16 protein-coding genes and 1 other RNA gene are annotated in these 17,425 nt (G+C 52.9%); 10 read left to right on the top strand and 7 right to left on the bottom strand.

The features are described 5' to 3' along the window. The first annotated feature begins 12 nt into the window (after positions 1 to 12). Positions 13 to 981 carry a 6-phosphofructokinase gene (pfkA, locus tag GQY55_RS08710; protein WP_160040200.1) on the top strand — a complete coding sequence of 323 codons (969 nt, stop codon included), beginning with the start codon at positions 13 to 15 and terminating at the stop codon, positions 979 to 981. A gap of 122 nt (positions 982 to 1,103) precedes the next feature. Here pfkA and GQY55_RS08705 read toward each other — a convergent pair whose 3' ends face one another. Both GQY55_RS08705 and GQY55_RS08700 read right to left on the bottom strand, forming a co-directional pair. Beyond that, on the bottom strand, positions 1,104 to 2,468 hold the full coding sequence (locus GQY55_RS08705; protein WP_160040198.1) for an MATE family efflux transporter: 1,365 nt from the start codon (positions 2,466 to 2,468) through the stop codon (positions 1,104 to 1,106). A gap of 238 nt (positions 2,469 to 2,706) precedes the next feature. Further along, complete coding sequence (locus GQY55_RS08700) at positions 2,707 to 3,882, bottom strand: putative glycoside hydrolase (protein ID WP_160040196.1); 1,176 nt, start codon at positions 3,880 to 3,882, stop codon at positions 2,707 to 2,709. Positions 3,883 to 4,217: 335 nt separating this feature from the next. Between GQY55_RS08700 and GQY55_RS08695 the strand changes: the two genes are divergently transcribed. Further along, positions 4,218 to 5,327: a GntR family transcriptional regulator gene (locus tag GQY55_RS08695; protein ID WP_160040774.1), complete on the top strand. Its 1,110-nt coding sequence runs from the start codon at positions 4,218 to 4,220 to the stop codon at positions 5,325 to 5,327. Here the strand turns inward: GQY55_RS08695 and GQY55_RS08690 are convergent. Beyond that, positions 5,318 to 6,229 (bottom strand): SDR family oxidoreductase, encoded by a 912-nt coding sequence (locus GQY55_RS08690; protein WP_160040194.1) that lies wholly within the window; start codon positions 6,227 to 6,229, stop codon positions 5,318 to 5,320. The two genes, GQY55_RS08695 and GQY55_RS08690, sit on opposite strands and share 10 nt — an antisense overlap. Before the next feature lie 356 nt (positions 6,230 to 6,585). Between GQY55_RS08690 and rhaB the strand changes: the two genes are divergently transcribed. Both rhaB and rhaA read left to right on the top strand, forming a co-directional pair. Continuing rightward, positions 6,586 to 8,037: a rhamnulokinase gene (gene rhaB, locus GQY55_RS08685; protein WP_160040192.1), complete on the top strand. Its 1,452-nt coding sequence runs from the start codon at positions 6,586 to 6,588 to the stop codon at positions 8,035 to 8,037. Between the two features lie 50 nt (positions 8,038 to 8,087). Further along, positions 8,088 to 9,368 carry an L-rhamnose isomerase gene (gene rhaA / locus GQY55_RS08680; RefSeq protein ID WP_160040772.1) on the top strand — a complete coding sequence of 427 codons (1,281 nt, stop codon included), beginning with the start codon at positions 8,088 to 8,090 and terminating at the stop codon, positions 9,366 to 9,368. Positions 9,369 to 9,561: 193 nt separating this feature from the next. Here rhaA and GQY55_RS08675 read toward each other — a convergent pair whose 3' ends face one another. Together GQY55_RS08675 and GQY55_RS08670 are read right to left on the bottom strand one after the other, a co-directional pair. After that, positions 9,562 to 9,750: a hypothetical protein gene (locus GQY55_RS08675; protein WP_201452123.1), complete on the bottom strand. Its 189-nt coding sequence runs from the start codon at positions 9,748 to 9,750 to the stop codon at positions 9,562 to 9,564. Between the two features lie 185 nt (positions 9,751 to 9,935). Further along, the gene (locus GQY55_RS08670) at positions 9,936 to 10,760 is read right to left on the bottom strand and encodes a YitT family protein (RefSeq protein ID WP_236575498.1); all 825 of its coding nucleotides are present in this window, start codon (positions 10,758 to 10,760) and stop codon (positions 9,936 to 9,938) included. Between the two features lie 431 nt (positions 10,761 to 11,191). On the opposite strand from GQY55_RS08670, the gene GQY55_RS08665 reads away from it, so the two are divergent. Beyond that, positions 11,192 to 12,757 (top strand): DEAD/DEAH box helicase, encoded by a 1,566-nt coding sequence (locus GQY55_RS08665; RefSeq protein ID WP_160040186.1) that lies wholly within the window; start codon positions 11,192 to 11,194, stop codon positions 12,755 to 12,757. Between the two features lie 98 nt (positions 12,758 to 12,855). Here GQY55_RS08665 and GQY55_RS30985 read toward each other — a convergent pair whose 3' ends face one another. After that, entirely contained in the window at positions 12,856 to 12,975 is a 120-nt protein-coding gene (locus GQY55_RS30985) for a sporulation protein YjcZ (RefSeq protein ID WP_201452121.1), read from the bottom strand. Between the two features lie 180 nt (positions 12,976 to 13,155). Here GQY55_RS30985 and GQY55_RS08660 point away from each other — a divergent pair, with 180 nt between their 5' ends. The 3 genes from GQY55_RS08660 (at position 13,156) to GQY55_RS08650 (ending at position 14,874) form a co-directional block, all read left to right on the top strand. Beyond that, the gene (locus GQY55_RS08660; protein ID WP_160040184.1) at positions 13,156 to 13,980 is read left to right on the top strand and encodes a YesL family protein; all 825 of its coding nucleotides are present in this window, start codon (positions 13,156 to 13,158) and stop codon (positions 13,978 to 13,980) included. A 72-nt stretch (positions 13,981 to 14,052) separates the two neighbouring features. Beyond that, positions 14,053 to 14,243, top strand: a non-coding RNA gene (gene ssrS, locus GQY55_RS08655) — 6S RNA. Between the two features lie 241 nt (positions 14,244 to 14,484). Then, the gene (locus tag GQY55_RS08650; protein WP_160040183.1) at positions 14,485 to 14,874 is read left to right on the top strand and encodes a DUF1499 domain-containing protein; all 390 of its coding nucleotides are present in this window, start codon (positions 14,485 to 14,487) and stop codon (positions 14,872 to 14,874) included. 193 nt (positions 14,875 to 15,067) lie between these two features. Here the strand turns inward: GQY55_RS08650 and tpx are convergent, their stop codons facing one another. Next, complete coding sequence (tpx, locus tag GQY55_RS08645; protein ID WP_160040182.1) at positions 15,068 to 15,586, bottom strand: thiol peroxidase; 519 nt, start codon at positions 15,584 to 15,586, stop codon at positions 15,068 to 15,070. A 179-nt stretch (positions 15,587 to 15,765) separates the two neighbouring features. Between tpx and GQY55_RS08640 the strand changes: the two genes are divergently transcribed. Together GQY55_RS08640 and GQY55_RS08635 are read left to right on the top strand one after the other, a co-directional pair. Then, a complete protein-coding gene (locus GQY55_RS08640; protein WP_160040181.1) occupies positions 15,766 to 16,401 on the top strand; it encodes a rhomboid family intramembrane serine protease in 636 nt (211 codons plus the stop codon). A gap of 38 nt (positions 16,402 to 16,439) precedes the next feature. Next, positions 16,440 to 17,399 carry a LysR family transcriptional regulator gene (locus GQY55_RS08635; RefSeq protein ID WP_160040180.1) on the top strand — a complete coding sequence of 320 codons (960 nt, stop codon included), beginning with the start codon at positions 16,440 to 16,442 and terminating at the stop codon, positions 17,397 to 17,399. The last annotated feature ends 26 nt before the right edge of the window (positions 17,400 to 17,425 follow it).

The following is a 17,425-nucleotide window of genomic DNA, read 5'->3' as shown; positions in this document are numbered from 1 at the left end:
GAGGAATTTTTCATGACAGTGAAAAAGATTGCAGTTCTAACCAGTGGCGGGGACTCCCAAGGGATGAACGCGGCCGTTCGCGCGGTGGTACGCAGCGGACTTTATTTCGGGCTTGAAGTGTACGGCATTCAACGCGGTTATCAGGGATTGCTGAACGACGACATTTTTTCGATGGATCTGCGCAGCGTCGGGGACATCATCCACCGCGGCGGGACCATCCTGCAATCTGCGCGCTGCAAGGAATTCATGACGCCCGAAGGACAGCAAAAGGGTGCCGACATCCTGAGAAAACGGGGAATCGACGGCCTTGTCGTTATCGGCGGGGACGGTTCTTACCACGGAGCCAACAAGCTGAGCAAACTGGGCATCAAAACGATGGCCCTGCCAGGCACGATCGATAACGACATTTCGTTTACGGACTTTACGATCGGCTTTGACACCGCGGTAAGCATCGTCGTGGACGCCGTCAACAAGCTTCGCGACACGATGTCCTCCCATGAGCGTTCCTCGATCGTCGAGGTTATGGGCAGACATTGCGGGGACATCGCCTTGTACGCGGGCCTTGCTTCCGGCGCCGAAACGATTCTCGTGCCGGAGGTTCCGCATGACATGGACGAAATTTCTGCACGGATGGAGCAAAGCTTTGCCCTCGGCAAACGCCACAGCATCGTGATCGTGGCGGAAGGGGTCGGAAGCGGCGAAGACGTGGCGAAGGCGCTCACCGACCGCTGCCCTACGCTCGAACCTCGCGTCACATGCCTTGGCCATATCCAGCGCGGCGGCACGCCTACGCCGGCCGACCGCAACCTGGCCAGCCGCCTGGGCGACTTTGCCGTACGCAAGCTGATCGAAGGCGAATCCGGCAAAGCCTGCGGCATTATCAAAGGCGAGCTTGTTCTCACTGACATCGACAAGGTGGTCAACACGAAAAAAGAATTCAACATGGAGTTGTACGAGCTGGCTTCCCGTCTTTCGCAGTAACGATTGCATTTCGGCAGACGAACGAAAGGAGCCTCCCCGGCAGGTCGATCGACCCGGGGAGGCTCCTTTTTGCGTGGAAATTTCAATTTTTCAGACTCGAACTCGTCTTTCGGTCCGCGCCGTCAAGCGGCGATAGCCGCGCTCTTCCGGGTGGCGCGCTGTACTTTCACCAGACGCCACAGCAGCAGGGTAGCGCCAACGGCAAGTCCCGTTATAAGCCCGATCCAGAAGCCGAAAGCGCCAAGCGACGTGAAGGAAGCGAGCAGGTAGCCGACGGGGAGCCCGATCACCCAATACGAAACAAAAGTAATGATAAAGGCGGGGTTCACATCCTTGTAACCGCGCAGCGCGCCCTGCACCGGCGTCGCGATCGCATCGGAAATTTGGAAGAAAATCGCGTAGATCAGAAAATGCTGCGTCAACGCGATGACTTTGCTTTCCTCCGAATACAAACCGGCGACGTATTGGCCTGCGACAAGCAGCACGACGGCCGTCACAAGCGACAGGGCCACCGCCGAGCCGATGCCGAGAATGCTGTACTGCCTTGCGTCTTTCAATCGTCCGGCTCCTTTCTCGAAGCCGACAAGAATCGTTAGCGCCATGCTGATGCTGAGCGGGATCATGTATAACGTCGTCGCGAAATTCATCGCGGCCTGATGCGCCGCAATCGTGATGGTGTTAAAGCGGCTCATCAGCAGCGTAACGGCTGCAAATACCGCGGTTTCGAAAAAAATCGAAAAGCCGATCGGCACCCCGATTTTCAACAGCTCCTTCCACACGCGGAAAGACACGCCGTGAAATTGGCGGAACATGCCGTAGGAAACGAAAGGCTTCAGCCGGATGACGAACAGGACGGCCACCGCAAAAACGCACCAGTACGTAATCGCGGAGGCGATGCCTGCTCCGGCGCCGCCAAGACGCGGAAACCCCCAGTTGCCGAAAATGAGCAGGTAATTCAGAAAAATGTTGATCGGCAGGGAAATCAGCGTAATCGTCATCGAAATCCGCGTCTGACCCAGCGCATCGATGAAACTGCGAAGCACCGTATAACCGAACATCGGAATGATGCCGATCGACAGGAAACTCAAGAAGCGGAAGGCGACGGAGCGAACTTCGTTTTCAAGGTTCATGCCGTCCAAAATGACCGGGAGCAGCATGCTTCCGACGGCCAAAACCGCGACGGCGAGCAAAATGGCGAGCCATAATCCCTGCATCACATGGTACGAGACCTTTTTCGCCTGGCCTCCGCCGATGAGATGGGATACGATCGGGGTCATCCCCATGAGGATCCCGCTCAGGCCCGTTTGCAGCGGCACCCACAGGCTCGAGCCGATGGCCACGCCGGCCAAATCGGTGGAACCGGCGTGGCCGGACATGTTCGTATCAAAAAACGTAATGGCGGATAAGGCGATTTGCGTTACCAGAATCGGCAGCAGAATGACTATAAATTGTTTAAACTTTTGGCTCATCGTTACCGTTGTTTTCATGTTAAGCCTCACAGTACAGTAAATTCGCGTATGTTAACCGACAGAAATCCATTTTAAAGCATTCGCTTTCCTTTGAACAGGAAAATCCGGCAAAAATACGTCGAAACCGGTGAAAAAGACTGTAACGAAGCAGCCTTTCCCATGCTCGCCAATCATCTGCGATGCCGTTCCTTGAAACACCGAACCCGGCCATGGCGGCCGGGTTCGGGCAACGGATCATATAACCGCAGGTTGCGTTTTATTTGTACTGCACGCCTTGGGAGTAGCGGTTGGTTGCATTCCAAAGCAAATATTCGTCGATATGCATGTCCTTCAATGCCCGAATTTGCTCTTCAACCTGCGTTTTGCCGTATTTGATATAATGTCCGCTGCCGAGCCAGCTGGCGGTAAAATCCTGTATCCATGGCCGAACGATCGGCTTTTGGTCTGCGAGCGGAGCGAGTTTTTTGAAGGTATCGGTCATCGAACCTTTGATCGTGCGGTACGGCTCCTTATCCGGGTCCTTGGCGCCGAACCAGCCCTGGGTGTAATGGCTTGGATATACCATCGGGCTGATCACGTCGACGTTCGCGGAAATTTTGTTGAAGTCCTGCCCGATGCCTTCGGCGGCAGGAACGGATGCGGCATAACCGAAAATGTCGACCGATACGCGGACGCCCATCGGTGCCAGCTGTTTGCGGGCATACTGCACGAAATCGGCGACCGTTTCGACGCGGGTTTTGCCGTTTTTGACGTATTTCAGCGAATCGGCCCGTTTTTCGAATCCCTCGGGAAAGCGGACGTAATCGAATTGGATTTCCTTAAATCCGAGCTTGGCCGCTTCTTTGGCGATTTCGACGTTGTAATCCCACACTTCCTTGCTGAACGGATTGACAAAGCTGTCGCCTTTGCCGTTTTTCCATACGGTTCCATCTTGATTGACAAAAGAAAGATCAGGACGTTTTTTGGCGAGAACCGTATCTTTGAACACTACGACGCGGGCGATCGGGTACACATCATGCTGCTTCAGACGGTCCATCAACCCATGGATGTCGCGGATAAACGGCTGGGGATTCCCCTTTTTGATCAGTTCGGGGTTGTCCGTCTTGTAAGTTATGTACCCGGCGTCATCCTTAATGTCGATCACCATGGCGTTCAGGTCCGTTTGATCCACGAGATCGAGCAGCTGGCTCATCCGGGAGCCTCCGGCGCTGTAGGCCGTCACATAGACGCCTCTGACTTTGGGAGCATCCGTTTGGGGATCGCTTTTGGCGGTTCGGCCGTTCGCGCTCGCGGCGACGTCTTCGTGCTGGGAGTTGGCGATGGCCGAATGAATGGCGGAATTCAAAAAATTGGCGGCTTGATCGCTGCCGTTTTGCGGATGATGAGCTGCGCTGCCGCCCAAAAACAGCAGCAGTGCCAAGATGATGTTCATAATATTCTCTCCCTTGTTCGCGTTCACAATACGATTATATTAGAACGGCTGTGCTCAAAAACAACAGGTTTGTAACAATTTGACGATTATTTTGGGGTGAAAGTTTCGCGGTTTCGGCAGCAAATTCGTCCAAGGGCGAATCATGTATATGGAGTAGCTTTGCCTGCAGGCATCATAAATACATACGGAGCAGGGGATTGGCAGCATTTTAGCAATGATGGAAATAAACGAAACCGGGCGGCGTGCATTCATGCATAAATCGACATCTTCTTGCGAAATCAATACCCCTAAAGTATACTTAACTCAATTTGTAGGGAGTGATAACAGTGACGGGCATGGAAAAATCGGATAAAATGCCGATGTATCAATATATTATGAAGGACATTAAACGCCGGATCGAAGCCGGGGAGTTCAAGGCGCATGATCCGCTTCCGACGCAAATCGAACTCGCCAGGCAATACAACACCAGCGAGATTACGTCGCGGAGAGCGCTGTCCGATCTGGTGCAGGAAGGGTACGTCTACAGGATTCGTGGAAAAGGCAGCTTCGTGAACGAAGCCGGCGCCCCGCAGCGGAAACCGATGCGGACCGTTTATTTGGCCTATAAAAACGAGGCGGTCGCGGCGTTCAACCATCCGTTTTTTACGGAAATGTTCCAGGGGATTCGCGACGTTTGCGAAGAAAACGGCATTCGTTTTTTTCTGTGGGGATTAAACGAGGAGTACAAGCTGCCGGACGATCCGGATGCGGGCATCATTTTGCTTACGACCAACCATGTGTTCGACATTCAGCGTTTGACGGGGTGGAAAGAGGAAAAACGCCGGATGGTGACCGTTCATTTTTTTTATCCCCATCTGGGCATTCCGTACGTGATCGTCGACAATTTGACGGGGGGGTATTTGGCGACGCAGCATTTGATCTCTTTGGGGCACCGGGATATCGGACTGATTTTGCCAGGGGAGTCGATGGTGGACGTAAACCAGGAGTTTTCCCTCCGCCTGCAAGGCTACCGGCTCGCCTTGTCCCAGCACCAGATTCCTTTCAACCAGGAGCGGATCACCGTTTTTCCGGGCGAAGATTTCGCGGAAACGGGCTATCGGGGGTTTAAGTCGCTGATGTCCACGGAACATCCCCCGACCGCCGTTTTTGCCTCGAGCGACTTAAAGGCGATCGGGGCGATGAACGCGGCCAGGGAAATGGGGATCCGGATCCCGGAGGATGTCAGCTTGATGGGGTATGACGATTTGGCGATGAGCGCATTCGCAAATCCGGCTTTGTCGACCGTTAATCAGAATACGCGCAAGTTAGGCGAACGGGCCGCCGAAATCCTCCTCTTCGAGCTCAGGGACGAAGAAAACGGCCAAATCCGGGAGGAAATCGTCCCGACGGTGATCGTACGGGACTCGACGGCGCCGCTCGCCACGGATGCGGATGCTCAGCGGTAGCCGGTAGCATCGGCCGGTTTGCCCTGATCCTGCACCTCTTCGATATATCTCCAGGCGTCCGGCTGCGAACCGTCCAGATCATATAAATGGTATACTTTAGCCAGTTCGCCGCTTGATACCGAGCAGCCGTTCCAGCGGGCTACCTCCGGATCCCCGGCAAGTGCCGCAACCGCGCGCCCGACGAACCGGGGCGTCTCCGAAATGATGAAATGCGGCTCTTTTTCGAGCGCATCCCGCCAGTTTTCTTCCCGGACGCCGAAGTGTTCAAGCATGATTTCGGAGCGCATCCAGCCTGGCGTTACGGCAACGGCTGTGCATCGATGAGGCTGCAGTTCGTGGGCGAGCGATTTGGCCATCCGGATGACGGAGTTTTTCGCCAAATCGTAAAACAGCGACAACCTGTAATTCCGGTCGTTATACGCCGCCGTGCCGTCGGTCATTTCCACGACCAGCCCATTCCCGGTCCGGATCAGCAGCGGCAGCGCAAAATGGTTTGTTATGATATGGGTATCGATCGCCAGCCTCAGCATGCGGAATCCCGCCTCCAGCGAATGCTCCCATACGGGCACGTTCCACTGTATCAGGTTTTCTCCTCCCCAAATGTCATTGACGAGTATGTCCAACCGCCCTTGCTCCTTCTCAATGCGGTCCACCAAAGCTTGAACCTGCAGCGGATCCAGATGGTCAACCTGTACGGGGATGCCTTTCCCTCCGGCAGAAGAAACAAGTTCCGCCGTCTCTTCGATCGTTTCGGGACGACGATACTCGGAAGGCATCGTTCGCGTCGTCCGCCCGGTTACATAAACGGTCGCTCCGGCCGCTCCCAGTTCAACGGCGATTCCTCTGCCCGCTCCACGCGTAGCGCCTGCGACCAATGCCACTTTTCCTTTTAAAGAATGCAATTCCATCCACCTCTTTCAAATGTTTTACGAATCGATCATAACGTTTAATTATGACAATACATGTCGTAGATAAGATAAAACGATTTTGTTTCTGCAAAGTATACGTCATTGACGAATTAAAAGGTTATTACCGTTTAGTATTTTCAATATCACCCAAAAAATGATTGATTCGCTGCGATTCATACAATATACTAATTCATAAAAAGTATACAAAACATATGTCGGCGGGTATATTCAGCATACGGCTTGGCATTTTCAGGGGGAGGAATCCGCATATAACAGGTCGTTAACGACAGCCGACGAGCTTGGCAATCGATGTTCCGTCTGGCAAAAAATCCTTTGCGGGAGTCATGCGTATGAACAATTATTTGGCCGTCGATATCGGCGCTTCCAGCGGAAGAGTGGTATGGGGGACGCTCCGGGATGGAGCGCTCCGCTTGCGGGAAATCCACCGGTTCAGCAATGGATTTCATGAAAAAGACGGGAAGTTTTGCTGGGATATCGAGTATTTGTTTGAACAGATCCTTCTGGGGCTGCGGAAGGCAAAAGCGCTCGGCATCGAAACCTGCACGCTCGGCATCGATACCTGGGCGGTGGATTACGTTCTGATGGACCGGGAGGGGGAGCGGATCGGAGAAGTTTACGCGTACCGCGACCCCCGGACGAATGGCGCTCCGGAGCTTCTGCATCGGCATATTCCTTTTCAGGAAATCTACGCGAAAACGGGTATTCAGCAGTTATCCTTCAACACGTTATACCAGCTGTACGTGCACGACCGGGAAGAACTGAAAGCGGCGGAGCATATATTGCTTGTTCCCGATTACCTGCACTTCCGGCTGTGCGGGGTTTTGAAAAGCGAAGCGACCAATGCCTCGACGACGCAGCTGCTGAACCTGCATACGCAGGATTACGATGCCGAGCTGCTCGCGCTGCTGGGGCTTCAAAGAAGCCGGTTTCCCGAACTTGTCCGGCCTGGCGCGCGGCTGGGTTTTATCCGGGAGGAGCTTGTCCGGGCGCATGGCCTTCCCCGGTGTGAGGTCATCTGTGCGGCAACCCACGATACGGCTTCGGCCGTGCTTGGGGTTCCGGCGCAGGGGACGTCATGGGGTTATCTCAGCAGCGGCACCTGGTCGCTTATCGGAGTGGAGCGGGAGCGGCCGCTGACAAGCCGATTGGCGATGGAATACAATTATACGAACGAATGGGGGGCCTTCGGCACATACCGTTTCCTGAAAAATATGATGGGGATGTGGCTGATCCAGCAGGTCCGCAAAGAACTTGGCAACGCTTATTCGTTTGCGGAGCTTGCTGAACTGGCCGCTACCGCCGAGCCTTTCCGCTCGCTTATTCCGTGCAGCGACGACCGGTTCATGAACCCGCCGAACATGACGGAAGCGATCCGGAGCTTCTGCAGACAGTCCGGCCAGCCGGTGCCGGCGTCCCCCGGGGAACTGGCCCGGTGCATTTTTGACAGCATGGCGCTTTCCTATGACGTTTATGTCCGCGAGCTTGAGCATGTGACCGGAGAGCCGCTCAAGCAGCTTCACATCGTCGGCGGGGGCTCGAACAACGCATTTTTATGCCAACTCGGCGCCGACTTGCTTGGCATGGAGATTTATGCCGGACCGACCGAAGCCACGGTGCTCGGCAACCTTGCCGTGCAGATGATCGCGGACGGGGCCATTCGGGATCTTGGGGAGGCGAGGGAAATGATCCGTCACTCTTTCGAAATCCGGAAGTACGAGCCGCGTCCAGAAGACCCTGCACGGCTGAAGGAGCTTCGGGACCGGTATCGGTCGCTTGGCTGAACCGAAGATGAGGTGCGAACACAATGACGAACATTCCGGAGGGGAAACAGATGGAGGCTGCGATTCAAAACAGCTTTAACGAAGCCAAAAAATTGTACGAAAAGCACGGCATCGACGTGGACGATGTCCTCGAACAGCTTTCCCGCATCAAAATTTCGCTTCATTGCTGGCAGGGGGACGACGTGAGGGGATTTCTGAACAAAGGGCGGGAGCTGGGCGGCGGCATCGCCGTCACTGGCAGTTATCCCGGGCGCGCGAGCACGCCGGAACAGCTTCGGGACGATATCGACAAAGCGTTCGAACTCATTCCGGGGCGCCATAAGGTTAATCTGCACGCCATTTACGCGGATACGGACGAGCGGGTCGACCTGGACGAACTGGCGCCAAAGCATTTTGAAAATTGGGTGAAATGGGCTAAACAAAAGGGTTACGGTTTGGATTTTAATCCGACCTGCTTTTCGCATGAAAAAGCAAGCGACGGTTTTACGCTCAGCCATCCCGACGCAGAAGTCCGGCAATTTTGGATCGATCACTGCAAAGCCTCGCGCAAAATCGGCGAATATTTCGGTCGGGAGCTGGGCCAGCCTTGCGTCACAAACATTTGGATTCCGGACGGGTACAAGGACGCCCCGATCGACCGCCTGTCGCCGCGCGTCCGGCTGATGGAAGCGCTGGACGAAATTTTCAGCGATCCGATCGACGAAGCCTTCAATATCGATGCTGTGGAAAGCAAGCTGTTTGGCATCGGTTCCGAAAGCTACGTGGTCGGCTCCCATGAATTTTATATGGGCTACGCCCTCAGCCGCAGGAAAACGGTTTGCTTTGATTCGGGGCACTTCCATCCGACGGAAACGATCTCGAATAAGCTGTCCTCCTGGCTGCTGTTCGGAGAACGCCTTCTGCTTCACGTCAGCCGTCCGGTCCGCTGGGACAGCGATCACGTGGTCACGATGGACGACGAGCTGCTCGACATCGCCCGCGAGCTTGTCCGCGGCAAGCTGCTGGAGAAAACCCATATCGGCCTGGATTTCTTCGACGGCAGCATCAACCATGTGGCCGCATGGGTGATCGGTACAAGAAACACGCTGAAGGCTCTGCTGCGGGCGATGCTTGAGCCGGTGGACCGGCTGAAGGAAATCGAGCTGCAGGGGGATTATACGTCCAGACTGGCGCTTGTGGAGGAATTCAAATCTTACCCGTTCGGGGCGATCTGGGATTACTACTGCCGGAATGCGGGCACGCCGGTGAGGGAGGAATGGCTGGCCGAGGTGAAACGGCATGAACGGGAGGTTTTGTGCAAAAGATCCCAAGGGGAAGGATCGGTAGTGTAGTTGAAACGCAGAAAACCGGAGCCCAGATGTTCCATGAGCTTCCGGTTTTTGCGTGTTTCGGGGTGCCGTCGCCCGAGAAACCGGGCATTTGGGCCGTTATATCATGATCGGAATAAAATGCCGCCTGTTTCCAGTATGGTTCAGGGACTGATCACGGGCGGCACGGATATTTCTACACATTTCCACATCTTCATTATTGAAGAGGCGCAGAACTTTGGTGCTCACAGATGCTGTACTGGATGATTTCCATTGCATCTTCCTGTTCCAGGATTCCAAGTCCGTCCCGCAGCACAATGAGCGAATTCAGTTCATTTTGCTTCAAGAACGGCATCATATCGGGGAACCATTTCATGACGATTTGGGACAATTTCACCGTTTCCATTTCCACAAAAATCACCCTTTCCTCTCGGATTCTTTACAGCCCTAATTCTTTAAAGCCAAGGAATCGGAAAAGCGTTTAAGTGCCTGGAAAACCCTTGTCAAACCTAATCTCATGGAACTCATGCAGGAACCGCGCACCATTAATATACCACAAATCGCACCCTTTTTACACAAGGACCGCCAAATTCAGCTTCTGCGGAAGGAACCCATTACTCCGACGGTCTCGACGATATTGACGAAGGCCTTCGGATCGGTCTGCTTGATGATGCGTTTCAGCTCTTGAAGCTCGTAGCGGGTCGTTACAGTCATCAGCATATCTTTGGACTCGTGGGAAAACGCCCCTTCGGTTTTGATTTTGGTCACGCCGCGCGGACGTTCGAGCAGCTTCTGCAGCAGCGCTTCCGTCTCGTTGGTGATGATATAAACGGTGACTTTGAAATGGCTGACATGGATGAAGTCCACCATTTTGCCGGTCACGAAGATCGAAATCATCGAGGCAAGGGCGAGGTTCCAGTCGTTTTGAAAATATCCGGCGGCAAGAATGACCAGGCCGTTCATTGCGACGAGCACGTTGCCCACGGGGAAATCCCGGTAACGCGTCACGATGGAACCGATAATGTCAAAACCGCCCGAGGAGCCGCCGGCCCGAAAAGATATGCCCGTCCCTACGCCGACCAGAACCCCTCCGAACACCGACGCCAACAGCGTATCCGACGCAAGCAGGTTGACCGGAACTACTGCGATGAAAAACGTCGTGGCCACGACCGACAAAATGCTGAGCACGATGAACCGTTTCCCGAGCTGAAACCAGCCCGCGACGAGGATCGGTACGTTAAAGACGAAATACAAAACGCTGAGATTTACCGGCGTAAAATAATTGACGAGCATCGATAGACCCGATACGCCGCCGCTGAGCAGCTTGTGCGGGACCAAAAACAGGTTGAATCCGCAAGCGATAAGCGCCGCGCCGATGATCACGACGACGTATTTCCAGACATTGCTGAGTTTCACAGGTTCACCCCCGTTTCCATAAGTACATAAATTTTCATAAAAATTTTCAGTCATTGTTTCAAGGCGCTGGTGTTTGCAATTTGGTTTGTGATATAATGGATTGGATATTCTTGAGTAGGCTTGTACAATAGTATTATTTTGACATTGTTTCAGGAGAAAAATTACCGTTTTTCATAAAAAGGGATTATGCGATGAACGGCGTACGTTCGAAAGAAGAGGGGCTCTGCAGGTGCCGTTCCCTATATTGTGCCGGAAGCGGCATGAATTTCGCAAATGCCTTTTAGGGGTGTTTTTACCCTGAATAAACGCTATAGAGAATATAAGCCATGCAAAAAATGATGTAGGAATGGCTAACCTATATATGTTTACCGCTACTTAAGAATACAGACAAGATTGTGGAATGTCCACTTTATAGAAGGAGTATGAATATTTTGAAAAATTTTGCAGATTTAGGCCTTGAACCGAAAGTTCTTCGCGCTATTACTGAGCTTGGATTCGAGGAAGCGACACCTATTCAGGCACAATCCATCCCGATCGCGATGACAGGACGCGACTTGATCGGGCAGGCACAGACCGGTACGGGTAAAACCGCGGCATTCGGCATCCCGCTGATCAACAAAATTTCCAAGGACACGGACAAAATCGTGGCTCTCGTTATGACTCCGACCCGCGAGCTTGCGATCCAGGTCGCGGAAGAAATCGGAAAACTGACCCGTTTCAAAGGCATCGGCTCCCTGCCGATCTACGGCGGTCAAGACATCGGACGCCAAATCCGCGCCTTGAAGAAAAAACCGCAAATCATTATCGGTACTCCAGGCCGTTTGCTCGACCACATTAACCGTAAAACGATTCGTCTCGACGACGTCGAAACCGTCATTTTGGACGAAGCCGACGAAATGCTGGACATGGGCTTTATGGATGACATCCAATCGATCCTGAAGCTGGTTCCGGAAAATCGCCAAACGATGCTTTTCTCCGCAACAATGCCGCCGAACATCCAAAGACTTGCCCAGCAATTTTTGAAAGACCCTGAACATGTATCGGTCGTTCCGAAACAGGTTAGCGCGCCGCTGATCGACCAGGCTTACATCGAAGTTCCTGAACGTCAGAAATTCGAAGCGCTTTGCCGCTTGATCGACATGGAATCCCCTGAGCTTGCCATCGTGTTCGGACGCACCAAGCGCCGCGTCGACGAGCTTTCGGAAGCATTGCAAAAACGCGGATATTCCGCCGACGGGCTTCATGGCGACTTGTCCCAGAACCAGCGCGATACCGTTATGCGCAAGTTCCGCGACGGAAGCATCGACGTGCTCGTGGCGACGGACGTTGCGGCCCGCGGCCTTGACGTGTCCGGCGTAACCCATGTCGTGAACTTTGACCTGCCGCAGGATCCGGAAAGTTACGTTCACCGTATCGGCCGTACGGGCCGCGCGGGCAAAGAAGGCACCGCCTGGTCCTTCGTAACGCCTCGCGAAATCGACCACCTGCACTTGATCGAACGCGTAACGCGCCACCGCATTGCCCGCAAGCCGCTGCCTACGCTGGCCGAAGCGATCGAAGGCAAACAGCGCATCATCGCGGAGCGCCTGCTGGAGACGGTCGATAAAGGCGAGCTGAACGAATACAAAGGTTTGGCGATCCAGCTGCTTGAGCAGTACGATTCCGTGCAGCTTTTGTCCGCGGCAATGAAAATGCTGACGGGCGAAAAACGCGATTCCGATATCCAGCTTACGCCGGAAGAGCCGATCCGCGTGAAACGCCGTTACAACAGCGGCAAGCCGGATCTTCGCAACGGACGCAGACCGTCCGGCAACTACGGCGGCTTCCGCAGCAACAACGGAGGCAGAGGCGGATATAACCGCGACCGCGACAACCGCGGCGGCTACAACCGCAGCGGAGGACGCAACGACTCCTATCGCGACGGAGACCGCAAGCCTCGCACGAGCGGCAGCGACGGCAGACGCTCGTCCAAACGCGACGAATCCTACAACAGCTAATCCGGGGACCGTTAACGTCCTCCGGTTCCAAACGCAAAGAGACGAAGAGCAGCAGCTGCCCCTCGTCTCTTTTTTTGTTTGCAAATCGTTCGCCCAAATTAATAAATGAATGCGCGAGTGATGATAACAAGCAGGATGAAGAGAACAAGAATCGCACCTGTGGAACCCCACAAACCACCAAATCCAGGGCCATAACCGTATCCAGCTACATGGGACATGAAGAATTACCTCCTTAAAAGTTTGATTCCTTTGGGTTACTGTGTATCTTATGTGGGTTAACGGCTCAAGGTATAGACCATGACCCATTCCCCGAAAAATTAGGCTCTGGCAATGTAGGGCCAAAATGCGGTAAAATATGAGTATGTACAAGCATAGATAGTGGGGGAGGAGACTTTTTCTTGGAATTTAAAGGCGCAATGGGCGGTATTTACCGAATTACGGAATGGATCACCCGCTTTGCATACAGCAACATCCTGTGGCTGATCTGTTCGTCTCCGTTTTTCTTTTTCCTGGTGACCAGGCTTCTGGTGACCGGCGCAAACGAATCGCTTCAAATGAACTGGGCCATGGGTATTGTGGCACCGTTTACATTGTTTCCGGCTACGGCTGCGCTGTTTGCGGTCGTGCGCAAATGGGTCATGGGCGACACCGATGTGAAAATATTCAGCTTGTTTTTCAGATCGTACAAGGAAAACTACAAGCAAAGCATGATCGGGGGCATTTTTTACGTTTTGCTGCTTGTCATCATGATGGTGGACTACACCGTGTACATGACGCAGTTCAAAAACATGCAGATCATCGGCATCGTCATGCTGATCCTGCTGATCGTACTTTTCATTTCCTTGTTCAATTTCTTTTCCATGATCGTCCATTACCATATGAGCATCCGGCAAATTTTGAAAAATGCGGTGCTGATTACGATTATCCGCCCGTTCCGCGTGATTGCGACGGTTCTCGGAAGCGCGGTCGTACTGTTCATTGGCTCCAAATATCCGGCACTCATCTTCTTCTTCGGCGGAAGCTTGATCGCGTACTGGGCATTTTTCAACTTTTATGCCACGTTCACGAAAATGCAGGAACAGGCCGAGCGGATTAAGCAAAAGGAACTGGAGGAACAAGAAGCGGCCGAATCCGAAAACGGGGAAGAGGCATCTGCTGGCGCTGCGGATTTCGAACCTGGCGACGGGGATGCACGCGAAAAGGAACCGGCAAAAAAAGACTGACAAATACCCGCTTCTTTCCGTAATATTCGGCGGCAACATTTACTTTTTGATAATAAAGGTCTATAATATAAGTACATCCTGCGATGTTCGCCACGGTTAATCGTTGTTTTGAACCAATGATGATGTCTAGGGAGATTTTTACGATGTGCGGCTGAAAAGCCCTGTCTATACGACAAGGGGACTTCAAAAACGCATCCGCGATCACCCACCTGCCAAAGCAGGTTCAGAAGACAATTTAACCGGACGGCATAGGCGGGTTTTCCTTTGAAGAAATGGCAGACACTTCGTGCTGCGGAAACGTTCCGCATGCCGGAGTGTCTTTTTGCTTTTTCGGACAACTTTTGCATGTCTCGTAAGGGTGCGCCAAAATCGGCTGCAAACGCTTCATGCCCTGATGCATAATGGCTTTTCGGCGATTTTTTACCCTACTTTCTCTTTTGTTCTGTCCTGAACAATGGTACACTGTAAAGTATTGATGATGCTTACTACAAAGGGGGAAAGGTCTTGTCGCTGAAAAGGGTTCTAGTGGGAGTCTTTCGCAGTCAGGAAGGTACGAGCGACCGCGCGAAGGATCCGAAGATGAAGACGCGCTACTACAATTTATCGAAAGACAAGGCATGGGAGGAAATATCCTCGACATTAAAGAAGATCCCGGGGTATAAGGTCTTGCATGAGGTTCCTTCCGTCGGAGAAATCACGCTGGAAAAAAGGACGTCATTCGGAAGAACGGTGGACATCACGGTATCGGTGCTTTCGGTAGGCCCGGTACGCAGCGCGGTGGACATGTATTCCGCTTCCAGAGGGTCCTTGGGGGATTTGGGGGCCAACTACCGCATTATTCTCAATTTGTTTTCGGCACTCGACAAGAAACTAAGCAAATATAAGGTCTCCTAACGATAGGCATGAAAAAGCGAGAGAAAGACGCAAGCTTTCTCCCGCTTTTTTTCAGGTGTCGGCATACGCGAAAACAAACGCGCAAACCGGCTCGATGGATTATGGGACATGAAAAAACGGTCTGTCTTCATCGAAAGAACGACGATAGGCTTTTTCTTGTGCCCTGATAAGCATATACTTAAGGTAGCGCTTTTTACAGCAGCTCTTTTACGGCGGCCACCGCTTGTTCGTAATTCGGATGCTCGGCCATTTCCTTCAAGTATTCCACGTACGTGATTTTGTCGTTTTGATCGACGACGAAAATGGAGCGCATGTCCAGACGGAATTCTTTGATATGAACCCCGTAGGCTTCGCCGAAGGACATGTCTTTGTGATCGGAAAGCGTCACGACGCGGTCAACGCCGGCTGCTCCGCACCAGCGCTCTTGGGCGAACGGAAGGTCCGCGCTAATGGTCAAGACGACCACGTTGTCGCCAAGGGCGGATGCCTCTTCGTTGAAGCGGCGGGTCTGGGCGTCGCATACGCCGGTATCGAGGGAAGGAACCACGCTGATCAACTTGATTTTTCCTGCGAAATCTTTGAGGGTAGCTTGTTCAAGCAGATTTTTGCTGACCGTAAAATCCGGAGCCTGATCGCCCGCCTTCAGTTCGGGACCGATAAGCGTAATCGGATTGCCTTTAAAAGTTGCAGCACCTGTGCGTTCTTGTGCCATGGTTCATTCTCCTTTCGGATATGGGAATTGGTGATTCGTGCCAAGTTTCATTATAATCTTTTTAAAAAGGCATTGTCCAATGGGATGGATGGATACGGCTTAAAGTTGCCGTCGATAAAATGGGTGCTTGCCCGGAGTCCGGCCTTGTCCCGGTACAGCTATAGCAAAGGATGTGCGGCATGTTATTTGTTCGTTATGAAAATTGGAAAAGTTATTTAAAATATTATCCGATTACGACGATATTATTTGTGGCGAATATCATTATGTATTTGATCGTCGTGTTTAACGGAGGCGCCTCGGACAAAAATACGATCCTGAAATTCGGCGCCCTGACCAATGTGGAGGGATATAACGAATGGTGGAGATACCTAACGTCCCTGTTTCTGCATGGAGGTTTTTCGCATCTGTTGTTCAACGATTTTGCGATTCTCGTCTTTTGTCCGCCGCTTGAGCGGCTGCTCGGGGCTTGGCGGTATGCGCTGCTATATCTGCTCAGCGGCGTGATCGGCAATATTTTGTCGGTTGCGCATTATAACCGCCTGGGCGATGTCCTCATTACACTCGGCGCCTCAGGCGCAGTGTACGGCGTGTACGGGGCGTATCTCTACATCGCCCTGCTGCAGCGGAACCTGATGGACGATTCCTCGCGCAAAACGATTTACGCCCTGCTGTTCATTGGTATCTTTTTCTCCTTTGCAATGGGGACGGATCAAATTAAAATCAATTGGATGGCGCATTTGGGCGGAGTGGTCGGCGGATTTTTCATTTACGGCTTAATGGCAAGGATATTGAAGAAACGGTATAGAAGGTCATAAGAGGACCCGCGTAAAAAGCAGAATGGAGCGAGTAACAGGTGGAATTAAGACAGTTGCAGTATTTTTTGAAGGTAGCGCAGAAAGAGCATGTCACCCAGGCTTCGGAGGAGCTTCACGTGGCCCAGTCTGCGGTCAGCCGTCAGATTCATCAGCTGGAGGAAGAGCTGGGCGTTCAATTGTTTATGCAAAAGGGAAGAAACCTGCAGCTGACGCCGGTAGGCCAGCTGTTTTGCAAACGGGTGGACAGCATCCTCAAAGATCTCGACAGAGCGGTAGCCGAGGTTCATGAATTTTTGGACCCGGAGCAAGGCGAAATCCGGATCGGTTTTCCGCACAGTCTGGGGATCCATCTTATTCCGTCTGTCGTGGCCGAATTCAAGCGCCGGTATCCGAATGTGAAGTTCAGATTCAAGCAGGGCATGTTCCCGTCCTTGATCCGCGACGTCATTTCGGCCGAGGTGGATCTGGCCTTCATTTCGCCTTTTCCGGAAAAGCATGAACAGGTCGAAGGGGAAGTCATGCTGACGGAGGAGCTGTTTGCGATTCTGCCTCCGAACCATCCGCTTGCGAAGGAAGAAAACATCAAGCTCAACCAGCTCAAGGACGATAAATTCGTCCTGTTCAGCAAAGGTTATTCCCTGAGGCCGATCGTATGGCATGCCTGCCTGGAAGCGGGATTTACGCCAAAGATCGCGTTTGAAGGCGAAGAAACGGATACGATTCGCGGACTGGTCGCCGCCGGCATGGGGGTCAGCATCCTGCCGGAAATGGCGCTTTTCCAGACCAATCCGCTGCAGCCCGCCCGGGTACGGATATCGGAGCCGAAGGTGACGCGCACCATCGGGCTCATCCATCGTTCGGACGACAAGCTGCCGCGGGTGGCGCAGGCCTTCCGCTCCTTTCTGATCAGCTACTTCGGACTGCAGCAGCAAACCGGGACTTCAAAAAACGGAAAACATCATAACGGCAACAATAAAAACACCCCGGTCGGTTCGTAACCGACCAGGGTGTTTTTTTTTGCGTT

Source organism: Paenibacillus sp. USDA918EY (genome assembly GCF_009870825.1).
In the GTDB taxonomy this organism is placed as follows: Bacteria; Bacillota; Bacilli; order Paenibacillales; family Paenibacillaceae; genus Paenibacillus_AQ; species Paenibacillus_AQ albilobatus.
Note: the sequence above shows the minus strand (reverse complement) of the source record. Positions and strands in the feature narration are given on the sequence as shown.